The following is a 19,076-nucleotide window of genomic DNA, read 5'->3' as shown; positions in this document are numbered from 1 at the left end:
GTCGTCATGAACAATCAAGCAACGATCAGTCGAACAACGCCGGACATCTTCGGCGCCAGCAGCATGGGCTATGCGTTGATCGAGTCTCGCCACCTGACGCGGTGGTGTGAGCTGCTCCAGCACGGCATCGGTCTGCACTTGGCCAGTTCGGACGAGCAAACCCTGGCTTTCCGTATGGATCAGCACCAGCGGCGGATCATTATCCAGCGCGGTCCGCAGGAAGATTTTCTTGCCGTCGGCTGGCAGCTGCGCGACCAGGCCACCCTCGATGAAGTGCTCAAGCGCCTGCAACGCCTCGGTATCGAAGCGGGACCCAGCCAGCCGGAAGAAGCCGCACAACGCGGCGTGAAAAGGTTCTGGCGGGTACTCGGCCCCAAACGCATGGCCGTCGAGCTGTTCTGGGAGCCGCTGCTGACTGACAAGCCACTGAACATGCTCAGCGCAGGTTTCATCACCGGGTCTGCCGGTATGGGCCACTTGGCAATCACCACGCGCAAACCGCAGCAGATGCAACGTTTCTGGCAGGAAATTCTTGATGCAAGAGCCAGCGACCACATCGTCGAACGTATTGCCGGGGTGACGCTGGACATTGATTTCTTCCGGGTCAACGAACGTCACCATTCGATTGCCATCGCCCGTTTGCGTGGCCTGCCGATGGACCCGATTCGTACCCGTGTGCAACACATGAACATGCTGACCACCTCGGTCAGCGAACTGACCAACGCCTATTTGCGCTGCCGGACCCTCGGTTTCGAAATGGCCCACGAAATCGGTGAGCACCCCAACGACCGTGAGCAATCGTTCTACGTGATGAGCCCCAGCGGTTTCGAGCTGGAACTGGGTTGCAACGCCATGGTGGTCGATGAGTCGCATTGGCGCACAACCTCCTATCAAGGCATCAGCCTTTGGGGGCATCGCCCCGAGAAAAGCGGTGCCTGGCACACGTTGACCACCAACCTGGGCAACTTCGCCCGCGGCACACGCTCGTTGTTCAAGCCCGAATACTCACCGCTGCAAGAGAGATATCGTCATGAATAACAAAAACGAATCCGCAACGAGCGTCGACGTGATTATTTCCGGGCTTGGTCCGACGGGCGCTACGCTCGCGCATCTACTCGGCAAGCGTGGTCTGTCGGTGCTGGTACTGGAACGCGAGCCCATGTTTTATGGCAACGCGCGGGCGGTCTATACGGACGACGAATGCATGCGGGTCATGCAGGCGGCCGGTGTTGCCGCCGAGCTGTCGGCCAACATGCAAGTCGATACGCCCGCGCAGTGGGTACTCGCCAATGGCAAGATCCTCGGCCAGTACTGGCGCCTCGATCGCCCCTACGGCTGGCCGATCATCAATTTCCTTTACCAGCCCTGGCTGGAAACCACGCTGAGCGATCTGCTCGAGCGCTATCCCGATGTGCGGGTTGCCCGTGGTCGTGAACTCACGCAGTTCACACAGGATGAACAGGGCGTGACCGTGACCCATCAGGCTACCAGCACCTTCCGCTTCAGTGATGCGACGGATGCCCGTCAGGCCCGCGAAGTCGATCCCGACCCGCAAACCATTCGCGGGCGCTATCTGGTGGGGGCTGACGGCGGCCGCAGTACGGTCCGTGAGGCCTTGGGCATCGGCATGAGCGGCAAGAACTTTCCCGAACCCTGGCTGGTGGTCGACCTGGAGATGAAGGAAGGCGAGGATGCCTTGCGTCATCTGCCCTACTTCAGCTTCATCTGCGACCCGGATTGCCCGACGGTCTGCTGCCCTCAGCCCGGGCGTTTCCATCGCTTCGAATTCATGTTGATGCCCGGCCAGACTCGCGAGCAAATGGAAGATCCGGTAATGGTGCGCAACCTGATCAGCCGCTACGTCGATCCGGACAAGTTCGAGGTCAAACGCAAGCTGGTCTACACCTTCAACGCGCTGGTGGCGAAGGATTGGCGCAAGGGTCGGGTATTGATCGCCGGCGATGCGGCCCACATGACACCGCAGTTCATGGGCCAGGGCATGAGTTCCGGCGTGCGTGACGCCTACAACCTGGCCTGGAAAATCGACGCCGTGATCAAGGGGCAAGCCGGTGAACGGCTGCTCGACACCTATGGCAGCGAACGCTTCCACCATGCCAAGGCGATGATTGATATTTCGGTGCAGATGAAAGACTTCGTCTCGATGTCCCGTCCGGTTTCCAGCCTGATGCGCAACCTGCTGGTCAAGACCGTCCTGGCGACACCATTTCTCGGCCGCTATGTTCGCGAAGGCCGCTTCAAACCGGCCCCGACCTATGCCCCTGACAGCTATCTGGGCATGCTGCGCCGCCACCGACGCTCTCCGGAAGGCCGGATGATTCCGCAACCCGAGGTCCGCACCTTCAAGGGCCAGCGCGTATTGCTCGATGACCTGCTGGGCGAAGGGTTTGCCTTGATAGGTCTTGAAGTCGATCCACGCGCCCACCTGAGTCAGGCCTCCCGGAAACTGCTGGATATCCAGAACACGCGTTTCGCCACCCTCTTCCCGTTCGGCACCCGTCCACAGGGCGCCAATACCGATCGTTCCAATACCCAAGAGTTGGTCGAACTGGAGGATGTGCAGGGTGAGATGGTCGCCTGGTTCAAGCGCTCGGGGTACTCCAGCGGCGCCGTCGCCGTGGTGCGCCCGGACAAATTCACCTTCGCCATGGTCGAGGCCGCGGATCTGGATCGGGCGATCAACGAACTCAAGTTCCAGCTGCAATGGAGCCCTGGTTCTGGCGTCGTTGCGGACGAACTCCGGCTGCTGAGGAAAATCGCATGAGCCAGTTCCCTTTGAAGCCTTTGCAAGACGCGGCCGCAGCCTTGGCCAGAGCACGGGAGCAACGCGAGCCCTGTGCACGGATCTCGTCCACTTTCGGTATCGATTCGTTGACCGGCGCCTATGCCGTACAGGAGATCAACACCCAACGGGCCCTGGCCCAGGGGCGGCGTCTGGTCGGCCGTAAAATCGGACTGACCTCGGCTGCCGTGCAACAGCAACTGGGCGTCGATCAACCGGATTTCGGCATGCTGTTCGCCGATATGGAAATCGTCGATGGCGGTGAAATCCAGATCAGTCAGTTGATCCAGCCCAAGGCCGAAGGCGAGATTGCGTTCGTTCTGGGCCGCGATCTTCCGTATGAAGATACGACCCTCGCGGAACTGCTGCGGGCGGTGGAGTACATGGTCCCCGCGCTGGAAATCGTCGACTCGGCCATCGAGAACTGGAACATATCGCTGGTGGACACGGTGGCGGACAACGCTTCATCAGGGCTGTATGTGCTGGGTAAACAGCCGACTCCACTCGCCTCGCTGGACCTTCGGCTGGAAGGCATGCTGCTGGAAAAAAATGCTGCCACGGCTTCGATCGGTGTCGGCGCTGCGTGCCTCGGCAATCCGCTGGACGCCTGCCTGTGGCTGGCTCGCACCATGGCCCGGATGGGTCGTCCCTTGCTGGCCGGTGACGTGTTGCTTTCTGGCGCCCTGGGGCCAATGACACCTGTCGTGGCCGGGGACAGCCTGCACTTGCACCTGACCCGACTTGGCCAGATCAGTTGCCACTTCATCTGACCTGCCCATCCTTCTGCGCCAGGCTGTCGTGGCCTGGCCATTCTGAGAGATTGCTCCCATGAGTCAAACCAAACTCAAGGTCGCCATCATCGGCTCCGGCAACATCGGCACCGACCTGATGATCAAGATTCTGCGCAATGCCAGGTATCTGGAAATGGCGGTGATGGTCGGGATTGACCCTGCATCCGACGGTCTCGCCCGTGCCGAACGCATGGGCGTTGCGACTACCCACGAGGGCGTTGAAGGCCTGACCTGCATGGAGGCGTTCAAGGACATCGATTTCGTCTTCGATGCCACCTCGGCCAGTGCCCACATCGAGAACGAAAAAATCCTGCGCTCGATCAAGCCCGGTATTCGCCTGATCGATCTCACACCGGCGGCGATTGGCCCTTACTGCACTCCAGTGGTCAACCTGGAGCAAAATCTGGATCGATTCAACGTCAACATGGTCACCTGTGGTGGTCAGGCGACGATTCCAATAGTCGCCGCCGTATCCCGTGTTGCCCGGGTTCACTACGCCGAAATTGTCGCCTCGATCGCCAGCAAATCGGCCGGTCCCGGCACCCGCGCCAACATCGACGAGTTCACGGAAACCACCTCCAGGGCCATCGAAATGGTGGGTGGTGCCTCCAAAGGCAAGGCGATCATCATCATGAACCCCGCCGAACCGCCGCTGATGATGCGTGACACGGTGTTTGTGCTGTCCGAAACCGCCGATCAGGCGCAGATCGAGGCTTCCGTCGAGGAGATGGTGGCGGCAGTCCAGGCCTATGTGCCGGGCTATCGCCTGAAACAGAGGGTTCAGTTTGACGTAGTTTCCGATTCGGCACCGTTGAATATTCCGGGGCTGGGACGCTTCAGTGGCCTCAAGACCTCCGTATTTCTTGAAGTCGAAGGGGCCGCCCATTACCTGCCAGCCTATGCCGGCAATCTCGATATCATGACCTCCGCCGCCTTGGCCACCGCCGAGCGCATGGCGCAGTCGATGCTCAACGCCTGAGGGGCCCGACATGACCTTCAATCCCGGCAAGAAAATCTACATCTCCGACGTGACTCTGCGCGACGGCAGCCATGCCATCCGACATCAATACTCACTGCAGAATGTGCAAGACATTGCGCGCGCCCTGGACAAGGCAAAGGTTGATTCGATCGAGATCGCCCACGGCGACGGCCTGCAGGGTTCGAGTTTCAACTATGGTTTCGCGGCCCATACCGATCTGGAGTGGATCGAAGCGGCGGCCGATGTCATCGAGCACGCCAAAATCACCACCCTGCTGCTGCCAGGTATCGGCACGGTGCACGACCTCAAGACCGCCTATGACGCCGGCGCACGAGTGGTGCGCATCGCCACGCACTGTACCGAAGCCGATGTCTCGAAGCAGCACATTGAATACGCCCGCGAGCTGGGCATGGACACCGTCGGTTTCCTGATGATGAGCCACATGATCGCTCCTGAGCACCTCGCGGCCCAGGCTCAGCTGATGGAGAGCTATGGTGCGACCTGCGTGTACATGGCCGACTCCGGTGGCGCGATGAGCATGCAGGATGTTCGCGAGCGCTTCCGGGCTTTCAAAGCCGTTCTGAAACCGGACACCGAAACCGGCATGCACGCCCACCACAACCTGTCGCTGGGCGTCGCCAACTCGATAACCGCTGTCGAGGAAGGCTGTGACCGGATCGATGCGAGTCTGGCCGGAATGGGCGCGGGTGCCGGCAACGCACCGCTGGAAGTTTTTATTGCCGCCGCCGAACGTCTCGGCTGGAACCACGGCACGGACCTCTACACGCTGCTCGACGCTGCCGACGACATCGTTCGCCCGCTGCAGGATCGGCCGGTGCGGGTCGACCGTGAAACGTTGGCACTGGGTTATGCAGGCGTTTACTCCAGCTTCTTGCGCCATGCCGAGATTGCCGCCGCCAAATACGGCCTGAAGACTCTGGATATTCTGGTGGAACTGGGCAAGCGTCGAATGGTTGGCGGTCAGGAAGACATGATCGTCGATGTCGCACTGGACCTGCTCAAGCAGTAAACCGTGTAGCACTCCCGGCTGACCGCCCATGCAGCGGTCAGCCGGTTTCAGACTGGCTTGTGCCCTCTTTATTGTTGTTGATTGCAGTTTATTGCCAAATCAGTTGCCATTAACTAACCGAGCATTTCAGTCAACTTTAAAACTTATATAACCAGCAGCAATAGCATAAATAACCAAAAATAATGTCACATGGCCACCTTTTATTAGTTAGCTAATTAAGATTATGGGTGACTCTTCTCATTCCGAATGAAAGAGGCTGCTCATCACGCCAGACTAAACGACCTTATCTGATTGATACCAAGGAACAAATTGACCACGCTTGAGCGACACTCCTTCGCCGTCTCACATCACTTCAACACAGCACAAACAACTTCCCACCCCAATCGACTTGCAAATCCACAACAACCGTCTAGGTTCATCAATATCTTCGCAAGTGCTATCGGCCTGACAATAAAAACAGCCTTTGCGGCGGGAGCATTCATTCTTCTGAGATAAATCAGACTCTGCTTTAGTTGCTGAACGGAACTCAGTCATAACCATTCAAGAGGGATGCTTGATGAAGCACAGCCGTTGGTTTCGTGCGCTCTCGAACAATGCGTCGGCCGGGCATTTCTGGCTCTCGCTGCTTTGCTTTGCAGCCCTTGTGATTGCCAGCTTCCTGCTGTTCGAACAGCAGATCCAAAACTTCCTCACACATCTCGACCTGTACCTGCCCTCTTCTCCCACCCAGAAGCTCAACGTCGCGTTGTTGCTGATTGCCCTGCTGGCACTGGACGTGGTGTTGCCCGTGCCGTCGAGTGTGGTCGCGCTGTTGGCGGTGGCGATGCTGGGCAGTGTCGGCGGTTATCTGGTGATTTTCGCTGGTCTGTGCCTCGGGGCCGGGTTGGGTTATGCGCTGGGGGCCGGTTATTTCCGGATGCTGTCCAGCCGACTTGGTCTGCATCAGCGCCAGACCGGGCAACTGGCGTATCGGCTGGGCACGCTGTCGTTGATCTGCCTGCGTGGCGTGCCGGTACTGGCGGAAACCTCGGTGGTGGCCGCCGGCATGCAGCGTTATCCGCTGCGCGCTTTTCTGCTGGTGACGACCCTGGCCAACGCGGGACTGGCGCTGGCCTACAGCGCCATCGGCACCTTCCTGGTCGAAGAGAACGCGTTGCTGGTGACCATCCTTGCCAGCATGGTGTTGCCGGGTCTGTTCATCGCCGGATACAGCCTGTTCAAGGCCCTGCGCAAACAGGGAACGGCGCCAACGCTGCACGGACGTTTCGAGGTCAGTTACGACTACCCGGTGGTGTTCACCGATCATCTGTTCGATCCGCGCAATCCCTGCCTGCACCAACAGCTCACTGCCGGGCAAAGCGCTCAGGTGAAGGTGATGATCTTCGCCGATGAACAGTTGCTCAAAAGCACGCCGACGCTGCTGGAGCAAATCAACATCTACTTTGCTGCACATGCAACGGATCTGCACTTGCTGGCCTCGCCCATTGCCGTTCCGGCCGGCGAGCTGAGCAAGGATTCACAGGTGTTGCAACAGCTCTACGCCGACATGCTGCACCACGGATTGGACCGGCATTGCTATGTGCTGGCCCTGGGTGGTGGCGCGGTGCTGGACTGCGTCGGCTATGCCTGTGCCACTTTCCATCGGGGCATCCGGCTGATCCGGGTGCCTAGCACGGTGCTGGCCCAGAACGACGCCGGCATCGGCGTGAAAAACGGCATCAACGCCTTCGGCCAGAAAAACCTGCTGGGGGCCTTCTACCCTGCCACCGCCGTGATCAATGACTTCCAGTTGCTGACCACCCTGACCCGCCGCGATCAGATCGCCGGGCTGGCCGAAGCGGTCAAGGTCGCGTTGATCAAGGACCGGGCGTTCTTCGAGTGGATGGAGCAACAGGCCGAAGCCCTCGCCCGCTTCGATCACCCGGCCAGCCGTTACGCGATTCGCCGCTGCGCCGAACTGCACCTGGCACACATTACCGGCGCCGGCGATCCCTTCGAGCGCGGCAACGGGCGACCACTGGATTACGGGCACTGGGCGGCGCACAAACTGGAAAACCTCAGCCACCATCGCTTGCGTCATGGCGAAGCCGTCGCGGTGGGCATGGCCCTCGACGGGCTCTACGCCAACGCCCTCGGGCTGCTGAACGATGGTGATACCGAGCGGGTGACGAGTCTGTTGAGCCGGCTCGGCTTCAACCTGTGCCCGCCGGAACTGGCCCTCAAAGATGCGCAAGGTCGCTCGCTGGTGTTGCTTGGACTGGAGGAGTTCCGCCAGCACCTCGGCGGACAGCTCTCGATTCCGATGCTCAGCGGCATTGGCCAGTCGGTGGACGTGCACGAGATCGACGACACGCGAATGGAGCAGGCGCTGGCGAAGCTGTCCGCCCTCAATGCCCCGGCTATCGGTCTGAGCGAGGGTTTTGCGAAATGAGCCAGCCCTCGCAAAACCTTAAGACCTGGATGACCCTGGGCCGGGTGTCCAACCTGCCCACGGTGTGGACCAACACCCTGGCTGCCGCCCTGCTGGCCAGCAGCGCCGGTGCCCTGGCGCCGCCCTCGTCGCTGGTGTGGATTCTGCTGCTGTTCACGCTGTCGCTGCTGTATCTGGCCGGCATGTTGCTGAACGATCTGCTGGACGCCGACTGGGATCAACAGCACCACAATCCTCGGCCCATCACCCTGGGGCTGGTCAGCCGCCAGCAAGTGCGTCTCGCCACCGTATTGTTGCTGACACTCGCGGCGGCGTCGGTGCTGGGGTTGAGCCAGTTGATCGATCAACCCCATTGGTTGCTGGTCAGCGTCAGCCTGCTGGTGGGCTGCATCATCGGCTATAACGTGCTGCACAAGAAATACGCCCACAGCGTGTGGTTGATGGGTGCCTGCCGCTCGGCCCTGTACCTCACGGCGGCGGCCAGCCTGGCGCTGCCACCGGAGCCGATCTGGCTGTGCGCGGTGCTGCTGGGGGTCTACATCAGCGGGCTGACTTATCTGGCGCGTAATGAGCACAACAACCAGTTGCTCAGTCGCTTGCCTCTGCTCCTGATGCTGAGCCCGCTGGTCCTGGCGATCTACTCCGACAACCTGTGGTTCTGGCCGGTGCTGCTGCTTTGGCTCGGCTGGCTGGGCTGGCATTACTGGCACCACCTGGCCAACCCGCAGCATCGGCAGATCCGCGCGTTTATCGGTGCCGGTCTAGCGGCGCTGCCGCTGTTCGATGCGCTGGTGATGGCCGTGGCCAATCAGCCGTTGGGCAGCCTGCTGTGTGTTCTGGTGTTTTTCCTGCTCCCACACTTCCAACGCTGGGTCAAACCGACATGAACATGGACGTCACTGCACCGCCGACGGCGGCCCTTGGCATGCGCCGCGATTGCCTCGCCCGACAGCATCAGGCCTTGGCCGAACAACTCGATGACACCGAATTGCACTGGTGGCGTCAGGTACAGGAGCAACTGGCCCGGCAACCGGACGCCAACACAGCGGCGCTCCTGAGCGGTCAGTGCAAGCGTCATCTGCGTGATCGCGCACTGCCCGACAACGACAGCTGGAGTCTGATCCAGCTGGCCCGCGCCTTATTGCTGGCACAGGTCCTCGAACAGTCCTCCGGGGGCGGACAATTGTCCATGCTGCGCCAGCTTTTTCTATGGGGTGACGATCAGGAAAAGATCGCCATCCTCAAAGCCTTCGACTGGCTCGACAGCCATGGCGTGTGCGTTGAACTGGCGTTGCAGGCCGGACGCACCAGCAACAGCCAGGTGTTCGCCGCACTCGCCCTCGACACCCCCTACCCGTCCCGCCATTACCCGGAGCGCGCCTTCCACCAACTGGTGCTGAAGGCACTGGGCATGGGCCTGGACATACGTCGCCTGACCGGCCTGAGCCAGCGACACAGCATCGCTCTGAATCAACTGGCCCTCGACCTGCTGGAGGAACAGTTGGCCGCTGACCGGGCGGTATCCGTCGGGTTGCCCTTGGCCATTGCCTTTGACCAGCTCAGCCCGGTTCAACGCCAGCGATTGATCGAGCTGAACCGACAGCGGCGCTTGCCGGCGCAATGGCGAGATCACCTGAACTGATACCCGACGATCCCTTTCCCTTGATGAGGATTCACCATGGCCAAGTACTTCGACCCGCATATTCATATGGTCAGCCGCACCACCGATGACTACCAGAACATGGCCGCCGCCGGGATCACCGGGGTGATCGAACCGGCCTTCTGGCAGGGCCAGGCTAGAACCAGTGTCGGCAGCTTCATCGACTATTTCGACACCCTGCTGGGCTGGGAGCGCTTTCGCGCCAGCATGTTCGGCATCCATCACTTCTGCACCATCGGCCTCAACCCCAAGGAGGCCAATGACTTGTCGGTGGCCAACGAAGTGCTGGAAGTCCTGCCGCGCTACCTGGTGAAGGACGGCGTGGTAGCGGTCGGTGAAATCGGCTATGACGACATCACGCCCGAGGAAGACCGCTTTCTCGCCGCCCAGCTGGAACTGGCCAGGCAATTCAACCTGCCGGTGCTGGTGCACACGCCGCATCGCGACAAGATCGGCGGCACCAAGCGCACGCTGGCGGTGATCCGCGAAGTGGGGATTGCTGAACATCTGGTGATCATCGACCACCTCAACGAGCTGACCCTGCCATTGGTGCTCGACAGCGACTGCTGGCGCGGCCACTCGATCTATCCCAACACCAAAATGTCGGAACAACGCATGGTCGCCCTGCTCCAGCAGTACGGCACCGAGAAAATGGTGGTCAACAGCGCCGCCGACTGGGGCATCAGCGACCCGCTCAAGGTGCCGAAAACCGGTCAGGCGATGTTGGCGGCGGGCTTCAGCGAAGCCCAGGTCGAGCAGGTGCTGTTCCACAATCCCGTCGACTTCTTCGCCCAGAGCGGTCAACTGGACAAAGCCGTGATCAGCACGCCGCTGCCGATCGATCAGCGCCGGCAGTGGCAGGACAACTCTGCCCTTCGGGGGCAGGAGCCGGTGATCAAATGAGTGTCGGCAAGGGGTGGTCTGCCACACAGGTCGGGTACTGCAGCAATGTGCACCCGACCCATGATCTGGCGAGGCTGAAGGCCTCCGTCGACCAGCACTTCCAGGGTGTGCGGACGCAACGCGGGCTGCAGGAGCAGGACAGTGGACTGTGGATCAGCGCCCTCGCCGCCTCCGGGCTGCAGCAGACATCCGCTCGTTCGGCGTTCCTGGGGCTGCTGCAACGCAGCGGATTGCGCCTCACGTCGCTCAATGGTTTCCCCTACGGTCAGTTTCACGACGGGGCGGTGAAAGCCGCCGTCTACCTGCCCAGCTGGGCCGAGCCGAAACGGTTGGCGTACAGCCTCGAACTGGCGCAGATCCTCGCGCAAGCGTTGCCGGCGGATTGTCAGCAAGGGGTGATTTCCACTGTGCCGCTGGGGTACGCCGCCACCTGGAGCCCGACGCTGCAACAGCGTGCCGAGTTTCAACTGCGCGAACTCACCACGGCACTGGCCCGGCTGCATCGGGAAACCGGCAAGAAAATCGTGTTCTGTCTGGAGATGGAACCGGACTGCGTGCTGGAAAACACCGACCAGGCCATCGCCTTCTTCCGCCGCTGGCAAACCACTGATCCGCACCATGACTATCTGGCGCTGTGTTTTGACGTTTGCCACCAGGCCGTGATGTTCGAAGACTGCTATCGATCATTGGTCCGGCTGCGTCAGGCGCAGGTGCCCATCGGCAAGATCCAGCTGTCCAGTGCCCTGGTGTGTCGCTTGCCTGCTGCGGACGACGAACGCCGCGAACACGTCCTCCAGACTCTGAGTGACTTTTGCGAAACCACTTACCTGCATCAAGTGAAGGCGCTCGACAGCGAGAACCGCCTGGTGGCCTGGGCGGATCTGCCGGCTGCGCTGGACGATTGCACAACGCATCCGGGACGCTACCCGGAGCTACGGATTCACTTCCACATCCCGCTGTTCTGCGAACAACTGGTGATACCCGAACTCAGCGGCAGCCAGCTCGCCCTGGCGCAGACCTTCGACTACCTCGCCGACCATCGCGATTTTCGTCCCGTGCTGGAAGTGGAAACCTACAGCTGGGGCGTTCTGCCTACCCAACTGAGGCCGACCACTGAACAGGCCCAACTGCAAGGCATCGCCGCCGAACTGCAATGGGTCGAGGACCAGTTGCGTCAGCGTCAATTACTGCGGCCCCAGACACGGGAGGCGTACGCCGATGCCCTCTGATCGTTCTCGCCAACCGCTGTTGCTGATCAACGTGGTCGGGCTGACCCCGTCGCTGTTGGGTGACGCGACGCCGCACATCAATGCCCTGCTGAAAACCGCCAGAATGGCCAGCCTGCAACCAGTGTTCCCGGCTGTCACGTCGTCGGTGCAAGCCTCGATTCTTACCGGTCGCCCACCGTCTGAACACGGCATCGTCGGTAACGGCTGGTATTTTCGCGATCAGGCTGAAGTACGCTTCTGGCTGCAACCCAATGCGTTGATCCAGGGAGAAAAGGTCTGGGAAACACTCAGGCGCGAGATCCCCGGGTTTCGCTGCAGTCAGCTGTTCTGGTGGTACAACATGTACGCCGATGTGGACGCCGCCATCACCCCGCGTCCGCATTACCCTGCCGATGGCCGCAAGATATTCGGCCTGTATTCGTCTCCGGCTTCGTTGCACGAAACCATCGAACAGCAGATCGGTGCGTTTCCTTTCCCCGGTTTCTGGGGGCCGGCGGCAGGCATTGCGTCGAGCCGCTGGATCGTCGATTGCGCCATTGCCGAGTTCCGGCTCGACCGGCCCGACCTGCAATTGATCTATCTGCCGCATCTGGATTACAGCCTGCAGCGTGTGGGGCCTGATCATCCTTCGATTGCCGATGAGGTGCGGGCCATCGACCATGAGGTCGGCCGGCTGCTGACGTTCGCCGAAGAGCAAGGCGCTGCGGTGATGCTCTTGTCGGAGTACGGCATCGAAGCGGTCAATCAATCGGTGTCCATCAACCGCGTGTTGCGTTCGGAAGGTTTGCTGCAGGTACGTCAGTCACTGACCTGGGAGCTGCTCGACCCCGGCGCCAGCGCCGCGTTTGCCGTCGTCGATCACCAGATCGCGCATGTCTATGTGAAAAACACCCACGACATTCCTCGCGTCAAAGCGTTGCTGCAACGCCAGCCAGGCATCGAGCAAGTGCTGGATACGGCCGAACAAAAGGCGTTTCAGCTGGATCACCCCCGCAGCGGCGAACTGGTGGCCGTGGCTGCGGCGGGTTACTGGTTCGATTACTACTACTGGTTCGATGATCGCAAGGCCCCGGACTTTGCCCGCACCGTGGACATCCACCGCAAGCCCGGCTACGACCCGCTCGAGCTGTTCATCGACCCGGCCATCCGTTTCCCGATCCTGAAAGTGGCGCGCCGTCTGCTGCAGAAAAAGCTTGGCTTTCGCTACTACATGGACCTGATCCCGCTGGACACCGGACTGGTCCGCGGCAGTCATGGTCGCCTGCCCGAGCGCGAGGAAACCGGCCCGCTGCTCATCACCAATTGCGATCTGCCGCTGCCGCAAACCCTGGCGGCCACGGCGGTGAAACAACTGCTCCTTGCGCATTTTCTGGGGCATCTCTACCACCACTCGGCCAATGCCAAGGAGCTTCCATGCGGCGAGCCATTTCTTTAACCGTTCTCAGTGCACTGGCCGGTTTGGCTCAGGCACAGGACACCAACAGTTTCGATTGCAACCAGTTCCTGAAATTCGGAACCGACATCACCAAGACCCGGGCCGCGTTCCAGCAGAGCCCCGAAACGATGGCCTGGAACTGGTTCGTCTGTCTGAACCAGCCCAGCGCCGCGCAGACCGGCAACCGGGTGTGGGAAACCATGAAGCCGTCGGATCAGGTCTACCTGCCCAATGGCGCTGCGCCCGGCCCCTATGCCAGTAACGCGCCGCTTCCGGCCGACGTGACCAGGCAAGCCACGGCGCTGGGCATGGACCTGAACCGGACCTTCCATAACATCAACGCGGTGCAACAGGTCGATGGTCTGGCGCTGCACATGGGCGGGTCGGTGCCGGTCTCCCAGAAAGGCAACCCCGTGCGCTTTCAACTGTTGATGGGGCAGGACACCTTCGACTACATCGTGGCGCGCAATGTCTACAACATGAACGGGCAAAATGCGCTGGCCGGCGACCTGGACTTTCCTGCCACCGCCTGGGAGCTGAAAGCCGCGTGGCTGTGGATCGGTGCGGACACGACCTATCGGCAGACACTGGCCAACGACGGTTACTACATCGGCCAGGCCTACTACCAGCAGGATGACGGCACCTATCAGGTCGGTTATGCGGCTTTGAGCGGTCTGCATGTGGTCAACAAGCTGGACGCCAACTGGGTCTGGACCACCTTCGAAAACATCAACAACAGCAAGTACACCGTCACCAACGCGCCGACCCCGACGCCGATGACCAACATCACGGGGCCGACCCCGGCTGCCAAACCGGTGAACGCCAGCTTCCAGGCTGGCAACCCGTCGCTGTCGAAGTACGAATTGATCGGCGTCGAGTTTCAGCCGGTCACGCAGGTGCTGGCCAACTCGCAGCTGGAGTCGGCGTTCCAGAACACCTCATCGTGCCTGGCCTGCCATGGCACCGCCGCCTACTCCAACGACAAGGGTTATTTCAACTTCGCCATCAAGCAAGGTGGCGGCATCGTTTACCCGACCACTCCGCTGCCGCCGTCCGATTTCGACGGCTACAAAAAACTGGACTTTGTCTGGTCGCTGAAGCGCGCCCAGTGGCAACGAAAAGGAGCCTGACATGAGCGTATTGAACTTCCCCCGCATCTACCTCAACGGCCATATGTTCTGGAACCCGCCCACGGCCAACAACAACGATGTGCTGCCGTTGTATGACGCGGTGAAGATGGATATCAACTGGCCGTTCACCAACTACTTCGACATCACCCAGGCGAACGCACCGACCACTTTGATGCCCTGGATCATTTCACCGGTGCAGGCCAAGGATCTGCCTCCCTATGTGCAGCAGGTTCCGACCAATGGCAGTCCGACCACCTTCCCGTTCATACCCGCCGAATGGGACCTGTTTGGCGACAACGCCTGCGGGACGGTGAGTTACCAGAGCACCCGCTCGACCATTATTGGTGGCGAGTTGCAGGCAAACACCTACATCGTTGAAGACGCGCTGGTCGGCAGAGACTTCCAGCTGCTCGGCAATCCCTTTGGCAGCCAGAGCCCGACGTCCGCCCGCTTCGTGGATATCAGCCCGTGGCAGAACACCTTCACGGCGCTGTACTTCGACAAGCTGCAACTGGGGGACGCCAGTTGCGGCCTGACCCTTAACCGTGAATACCGGATGCTGGACCGTTTCCTGACGTTCAATTGGGCCGGCGATTTCGGTGGCCTGGCGTATGTCACCACCACCTGGCAGACCTGCTTTCCCCGGGACAATCTGGAATGGGTCACCGGCGATTCGGTCCTGCTGAACAATCTCAAACAACAGATGGAGTTGCAAAATGCCAAGGGCCTGATGTTCAGGTTCGCCACTTACCTCACCTGCTACGACAGGAACGGGGTGTTCAACGACTTCCCTTACGTTGACACACGCGACAATGACCCCTCGGCGCTGAAACGGCTGACAGCGATGTATCAAAAGGGGCTGGACAACGTTTCCGATATCTTCTTCAACCCCGCCTACAACCGGACCGCGGCGACTCTGGGACTCTGGTTCGAACACGAATACCCCACAGCGCCGGCCGGCCAGCGCCTGGTTACCGGCCAGAAGATCATGGTCACTCGCCCCGGCATGCCTCAGCCGACCAGCACCAACCTCGGGGTGACCTCGGCGCAGATCACCAACAACACGCTGTCGCTGGATCTGGCCAACACGTTCCCTTTCTATCCGCTGGACCAGAACGCCGATATCTTGACTGCCGAGAAGTTCCAGGCCGGCAACTTTAAGCTGGGCGTATCGCAGAACGGGAATTTCGTACCGGTGGTCGACATCGGCTTCGAGCAGTATCGACAGTCGGCCTTCCACCAACGCTCGGGCCTGCTGGACATTCCGCTCACCGCCGCGCAAACGGCTACGCTGCAATCCGGTCCGCTGGAGCTGCAACAACAGAATCCGACCGGGGCCGTCAAAGCCGCCACTCAGCAAGTCTGGACCGCCGAGGTGATCGAAAGCGGCACCTTCGTCGACGTGAACGACCACAAAACGCTGAACATCATGGTGCAGAAAAACGGGCAGCCGGCGGCCAACACCACCCTGTTTGTGGCGGAGTACGGTAACCCGTACAACGTAACCACCAGCGACTACTACTTGACGTTCAGCAACAACGCCGACTTCACGTTGTTCTACGACCACCCCGAAAATCGCAACCTGAACAAGGCCAACCTGCAGCAGTTTCAAGGCGCGCGCCCCGTATCGAATTATCTGGCCACCGGCAGCGGACGTCGACTCACCGCCCTCAAGAACGTAAGTCAGCAGACGGGAACTCCGGTCGGTTATCAGGCGTTCCTGACCGGCTCGAGCAAACCGATTACGGTGCCCCTGAGTCCATGCCTGCAGTTCGACGCCGGTGTCTATACCACGGGAATACTCGAGAACGACCAGTCCACCCAGGTGAATTACTCCTACGTAACGACCACCACAGGCCCCGACGGCATCGCCCAGGTGAGTTTCAGGGCCATAGCCCCCGGCTTTCCGACCTTGCGTTTTTTCGTGAAGGACACCGCCAGCGACCCGGACATCCCTTTCAGCTTCGCGCTCAACCAGGCCCAGATCGATTTCCTCGCCCCGCTGCGCGTCCTGCCACTGGACATGCAGTTGCAACAGGATTTCGTCAATCACTGGAACGACATTTACGAGGACCAGAATGCGCCCGAGGAAATCTGGAATGACTTCATCTACCCAAGGGTGCTCAAGACCTTCTACTACCTGTACCCGATCATGAACAAGTTCATGCCGCTCAACTCCCGCACGCGGGTCGAAGGCGCCGTCGACCAGTTGATCCGGCTGATCAGCAAGGAATACCAGGAAGAAAGCACCCTCGCGATGCCCATCACCCGCGACCTGTCGCAAAGCCGTCGAGCGGTGCTGGAGTTGTGGGCGCAGAAGCTGGTCAAGCGCAACTTCCCGCCCATGCCTCTGAGGATGAGCGATTACGACAACCTCTGATACACGCTGCTCAACCAGGAACGATGAGCCACTGCGGGCTTGGAGCCCGCAGTGCGCCCTGCCAGGGAGTGCCCCATGAACGTCAGCCTCTTGAACCGTCTGTTGCTGTTGATCCTGTTGTTTTGCCCGTCTGCATTCGCCCAGGACAGCGGCGCCGTCTACTTCACCAATGGCGTGCACAACACGCTGGGCTGCAATGAAGAGAACGGCAACTGTATCGCCAAACGCAAGCCGGGTGAGCCGTCCGACCCGTTCTTCCCGGCGTTCTGGATCAGCAACTGGACCATGTACCGGGTGATGCACAACTACGAAAACAACCCGCCGCCCTACAGCAACCCACCAACGACCCTGAAGCCTGCGGACTACACCGTCTCCCGCGGAACCAGCTACTACGACACGACGTACATCCCGCCCGATGGCGATGGTTTCGGCGCGATGATGGAGCACTACGAGAAATATTGCCTGCCGATCTTCCCGATCAAGAACAACAACTACACCTGCTCATTCGTGTCGCTGGGCAACAAGGCGTATTTCCTGACCTATCCGCAGGATCGTCCAAAGGACATGCCGGCCTGCTGCATGTTTTCGCCGATGAATCATCCGCCACGGCAGGACTTTATCGAACACCTGCCCTACAGTGCCGAGCGCAGCAAGAACCTCGATGGCAGCGTGCAGGCCTACGCACTGGATCTGCAATCGCCGCAAGGGCCGATTCTGTTCGGCTATGCCTTCTACAAAAAGATGTCGGGTCAACCACCCTTCCGCCCGCCGCAATCGTTCTTTTTCTCGGGCGATACCAGCGTCGCCAACGCACCGATCGTCAGCCAGAACTACACCGACTTCCGTATCGCCAGACCGGACCCGGCGCAGACCTGGGCGCAGGTCGCCGCCATGTGCCCGTCGAATCCGCCGCCCTGCCAGTTGTTCGAGCCGCCCGCTTCGCAGAGCAACGGCCACAAGGCGCAGTGGAACAAGCTCATGCAGCGTAAACCGTGATCAACGACGAAGGATCGCCATGAAAACCACACTCTGTTTTTCCGTGATGTTGTTGGGTCTGGCCAGCCTGCCGGCGCTGGCCAGGGAACAAGCCATGCCCGCGATGCAGGCCAGCCAGTTGAACTGCCAGCCGCCCGCTACCGCACCCGCCGCCACGGCGGGTCAGGACCAGTTCGATCAATATAGCTGGCAGATGTTCATCGCTTTGAGCTGGCCGGCAAAGGATGGGCAACGGGGTAACCCCGACTGCACCAGGCAGCCTGGTGCCGCCGGCTACACCGTCTGGCAGACCTACAAGACCGTGAGCGAGATCTTTCTGCCGAACGCCGCCAATCCGGGGCCGTGGAATTCCCCGCAACTCGCCAAAAGCTTCAACATCATCAACATCGCCTCTTTGAAAAACAGCGCTCAGGTGAACGCCGTCGATCAGGCGGTCGGCGGCTGGCTGATCGATCAGGCGAAAAACCCGACCTACTACGACATTTCGGCCAACGAGACTTCATACAACTACATCGTCAACAACAACTTCTACAACGCCGACGTCGTCTCCAGGGCCAACAACATCACGTTTCCGTGGGGCGTCATCGAGATCAAGTCGAGCTGGCGCATTCTCACACCTCATGACAATGCCAGCCGCTATCTGACCATGCTTGCCCGGGTGGCGACCTTCAATGATCAAGGCCAGAAGAACGGTGTCACCGAAGCGTTTCTGGGGCTGGTCGGCCTGCACATCATCACCAAGGCCAACGGCTATCCGCAGTGGATCTGGTCGACGTTCGAACAGGTCGACAACGTTCCGCCCAAGGCACTGGTGAACGGCCAGTGGGTCGATCAGCCCGTCGCGGGCACGGCCTATTCCTACTTCAACGCCGCTGCGCCCGCCGCGTCCCTCAACCAGTCTCCCTGCGACTGGCAGACCCAGGGCCCGCATCAGGTCTGCGTGCCCAAACCCGGCACCACGTTCCAGACCCCGAACCCGCTGAACCGGGTCACGCCGATCGCCGACATCACCCACCAGATCAACGCCCGTTACCAGGCCGACCCGGGGCTGCAAAACAGCGTGTTGAAGTACTACCAGCTCATCACCACCCAGCGCCCATTGATGCCTGACAACCCGAGCAACCCGCTGGGCCAGCCGACGCCGGCACTCTCGGCCAACGTGACCATGGAAAGCTACATCCAGCCCAACAGCAGCTGCATGAATTGCCATTCCATGGCGACGCCGGTCAAGAGTCCCTACAAGTCCGATTACTCCTACCTGTTCAAATTCGCCAACTCGCCGCTCGGCAAAACCATCAAGGACGGGAACTAA

Annotated in this window: 15 protein-coding genes; all 15 read left to right on the top strand. The window is 60.5% G+C overall.

Features of this window, described 5'->3' with window-relative positions:
- Positions 1-6 precede the first annotated feature (6 nt).
- The 15 genes from ACK6BI_RS13335 to ACK6BI_RS13265 all read left to right on the top strand — a co-directional run bounded on the left by ACK6BI_RS13335 (position 7) and on the right by ACK6BI_RS13265 (position 19,076).
- A complete protein-coding gene (locus tag ACK6BI_RS13335) occupies positions 7-1,038 on the top strand; it encodes a VOC family protein (RefSeq protein ID WP_409317419.1) in 1,032 nt (343 codons plus the stop codon).
- Positions 1,031-2,782, top strand: a complete 1,752-nt coding sequence (locus ACK6BI_RS13330; RefSeq protein WP_409317418.1) for a bifunctional 3-(3-hydroxy-phenyl)propionate/3-hydroxycinnamic acid hydroxylase — start codon at positions 1,031-1,033, stop codon at positions 2,780-2,782. The genes ACK6BI_RS13335 and ACK6BI_RS13330 overlap by 8 nt, the downstream gene beginning before the upstream one ends.
- A complete protein-coding gene (locus ACK6BI_RS13325) occupies positions 2,779-3,570 on the top strand; it encodes a 2-keto-4-pentenoate hydratase (protein ID WP_409317417.1) in 792 nt (263 codons plus the stop codon). Before ACK6BI_RS13330 ends, ACK6BI_RS13325 begins: the two co-directional genes overlap by 4 nt.
- A 58-nt stretch (positions 3,571-3,628) precedes the next feature.
- Positions 3,629-4,570: an acetaldehyde dehydrogenase (acetylating) gene (locus ACK6BI_RS13320; RefSeq protein ID WP_409317416.1), complete on the top strand. Its 942-nt coding sequence runs from the start codon at positions 3,629-3,631 to the stop codon at positions 4,568-4,570.
- A 10-nt stretch (positions 4,571-4,580) separates the two neighbouring features.
- Positions 4,581-5,600 (top strand): 4-hydroxy-2-oxovalerate aldolase, encoded by a 1,020-nt coding sequence (dmpG, locus tag ACK6BI_RS13315; RefSeq protein WP_409317415.1) that lies wholly within the window; start codon positions 4,581-4,583, stop codon positions 5,598-5,600.
- A 556-nt stretch (positions 5,601-6,156) separates the two neighbouring features.
- A complete protein-coding gene (locus tag ACK6BI_RS13310) occupies positions 6,157-8,031 on the top strand; it encodes a 3-dehydroquinate synthase (RefSeq protein WP_409317414.1) in 1,875 nt (624 codons plus the stop codon).
- Complete coding sequence (locus tag ACK6BI_RS13305; RefSeq protein ID WP_409317413.1) at positions 8,028-8,918, top strand: UbiA family prenyltransferase; 891 nt, start codon at positions 8,028-8,030, stop codon at positions 8,916-8,918. Before ACK6BI_RS13310 ends, ACK6BI_RS13305 begins: the two co-directional genes overlap by 4 nt.
- A complete protein-coding gene (locus ACK6BI_RS13300; protein WP_409317412.1) occupies positions 8,915-9,673 on the top strand; it encodes an EboA domain-containing protein in 759 nt (252 codons plus the stop codon). The genes ACK6BI_RS13305 and ACK6BI_RS13300 overlap by 4 nt, the downstream gene beginning before the upstream one ends.
- Before the next feature lie 36 nt (positions 9,674-9,709).
- Positions 9,710-10,594 carry a TatD family hydrolase gene (locus ACK6BI_RS13295; protein ID WP_409317411.1) on the top strand — a complete coding sequence of 295 codons (885 nt, stop codon included), beginning with the start codon at positions 9,710-9,712 and terminating at the stop codon, positions 10,592-10,594.
- Positions 10,591-11,823, top strand: a complete 1,233-nt coding sequence (gene eboE, locus ACK6BI_RS13290; protein ID WP_409317410.1) for a metabolite traffic protein EboE — start codon at positions 10,591-10,593, stop codon at positions 11,821-11,823. The genes ACK6BI_RS13295 and eboE overlap by 4 nt, the downstream gene beginning before the upstream one ends.
- Entirely contained in the window at positions 11,813-13,258 is a 1,446-nt protein-coding gene (locus tag ACK6BI_RS13285; protein WP_409317409.1) for an alkaline phosphatase family protein, read from the top strand. Before eboE ends, ACK6BI_RS13285 begins: the two co-directional genes overlap by 11 nt.
- A complete protein-coding gene (locus ACK6BI_RS13280; RefSeq protein ID WP_409317408.1) occupies positions 13,237-14,388 on the top strand; it encodes a hypothetical protein in 1,152 nt (383 codons plus the stop codon). Before ACK6BI_RS13285 ends, ACK6BI_RS13280 begins: the two co-directional genes overlap by 22 nt.
- A gap of 1 nt (position 14,389) precedes the next feature.
- Positions 14,390-16,768 (top strand): hypothetical protein, encoded by a 2,379-nt coding sequence (locus tag ACK6BI_RS13275; RefSeq protein ID WP_409317407.1) that lies wholly within the window; start codon positions 14,390-14,392, stop codon positions 16,766-16,768.
- Positions 16,769-16,843: 75 nt separating this feature from the next.
- Entirely contained in the window at positions 16,844-17,764 is a 921-nt protein-coding gene (locus ACK6BI_RS13270; RefSeq protein WP_409317406.1) for a hypothetical protein, read from the top strand.
- Between the two features lie 19 nt (positions 17,765-17,783).
- Positions 17,784-19,076, top strand: a complete 1,293-nt coding sequence (locus tag ACK6BI_RS13265) for a hypothetical protein (protein WP_409317405.1) — start codon at positions 17,784-17,786, stop codon at positions 19,074-19,076.

This window comes from Pseudomonas sp. KCJK9016, assembly GCF_046231795.1.
Taxonomy (GTDB): Bacteria; Pseudomonadota; Gammaproteobacteria; order Pseudomonadales; family Pseudomonadaceae; genus Aquipseudomonas; species Aquipseudomonas bananamidigenes.
This window is presented reverse-complemented; position numbering and strand designations above follow the sequence as displayed.

Coding starts and splice junctions, on each gene's coding strand:
- ACK6BI_RS13330 (WP_409317418.1), top strand. CDS start 1,031: ATGAATAACAAAAACGAATCCGCAACGAGCGTCGACGTGATTATTTCC.
- ACK6BI_RS13285 (WP_409317409.1), top strand. CDS start 11,813: ATGCCCTCTGATCGTTCTCGCCAACCGCTGTTGCTGATCAACGTGGTC.
- ACK6BI_RS13300 (WP_409317412.1), top strand. CDS start 8,915: ATGAACATGGACGTCACTGCACCGCCGACGGCGGCCCTTGGCATGCGC.
- ACK6BI_RS13320 (WP_409317416.1), top strand. CDS start 3,629: ATGAGTCAAACCAAACTCAAGGTCGCCATCATCGGCTCCGGCAACATC.
- ACK6BI_RS13335 (WP_409317419.1), top strand. CDS start 7: ATGAACAATCAAGCAACGATCAGTCGAACAACGCCGGACATCTTCGGC.
- ACK6BI_RS13325 (WP_409317417.1), top strand. CDS start 2,779: ATGAGCCAGTTCCCTTTGAAGCCTTTGCAAGACGCGGCCGCAGCCTTG.
- dmpG (WP_409317415.1), top strand. CDS start 4,581: ATGACCTTCAATCCCGGCAAGAAAATCTACATCTCCGACGTGACTCTG.
- ACK6BI_RS13270 (WP_409317406.1), top strand. CDS start 16,844: ATGAACGTCAGCCTCTTGAACCGTCTGTTGCTGTTGATCCTGTTGTTT.
- eboE (WP_409317410.1), top strand. CDS start 10,591: ATGAGTGTCGGCAAGGGGTGGTCTGCCACACAGGTCGGGTACTGCAGC.
- ACK6BI_RS13265 (WP_409317405.1), top strand. CDS start 17,784: ATGAAAACCACACTCTGTTTTTCCGTGATGTTGTTGGGTCTGGCCAGC.
- ACK6BI_RS13280 (WP_409317408.1), top strand. CDS start 13,237: ATGCGGCGAGCCATTTCTTTAACCGTTCTCAGTGCACTGGCCGGTTTG.
- ACK6BI_RS13275 (WP_409317407.1), top strand. CDS start 14,390: ATGAGCGTATTGAACTTCCCCCGCATCTACCTCAACGGCCATATGTTC.
- ACK6BI_RS13295 (WP_409317411.1), top strand. CDS start 9,710: ATGGCCAAGTACTTCGACCCGCATATTCATATGGTCAGCCGCACCACC.
- ACK6BI_RS13305 (WP_409317413.1), top strand. CDS start 8,028: ATGAGCCAGCCCTCGCAAAACCTTAAGACCTGGATGACCCTGGGCCGG.
- ACK6BI_RS13310 (WP_409317414.1), top strand. CDS start 6,157: ATGAAGCACAGCCGTTGGTTTCGTGCGCTCTCGAACAATGCGTCGGCC.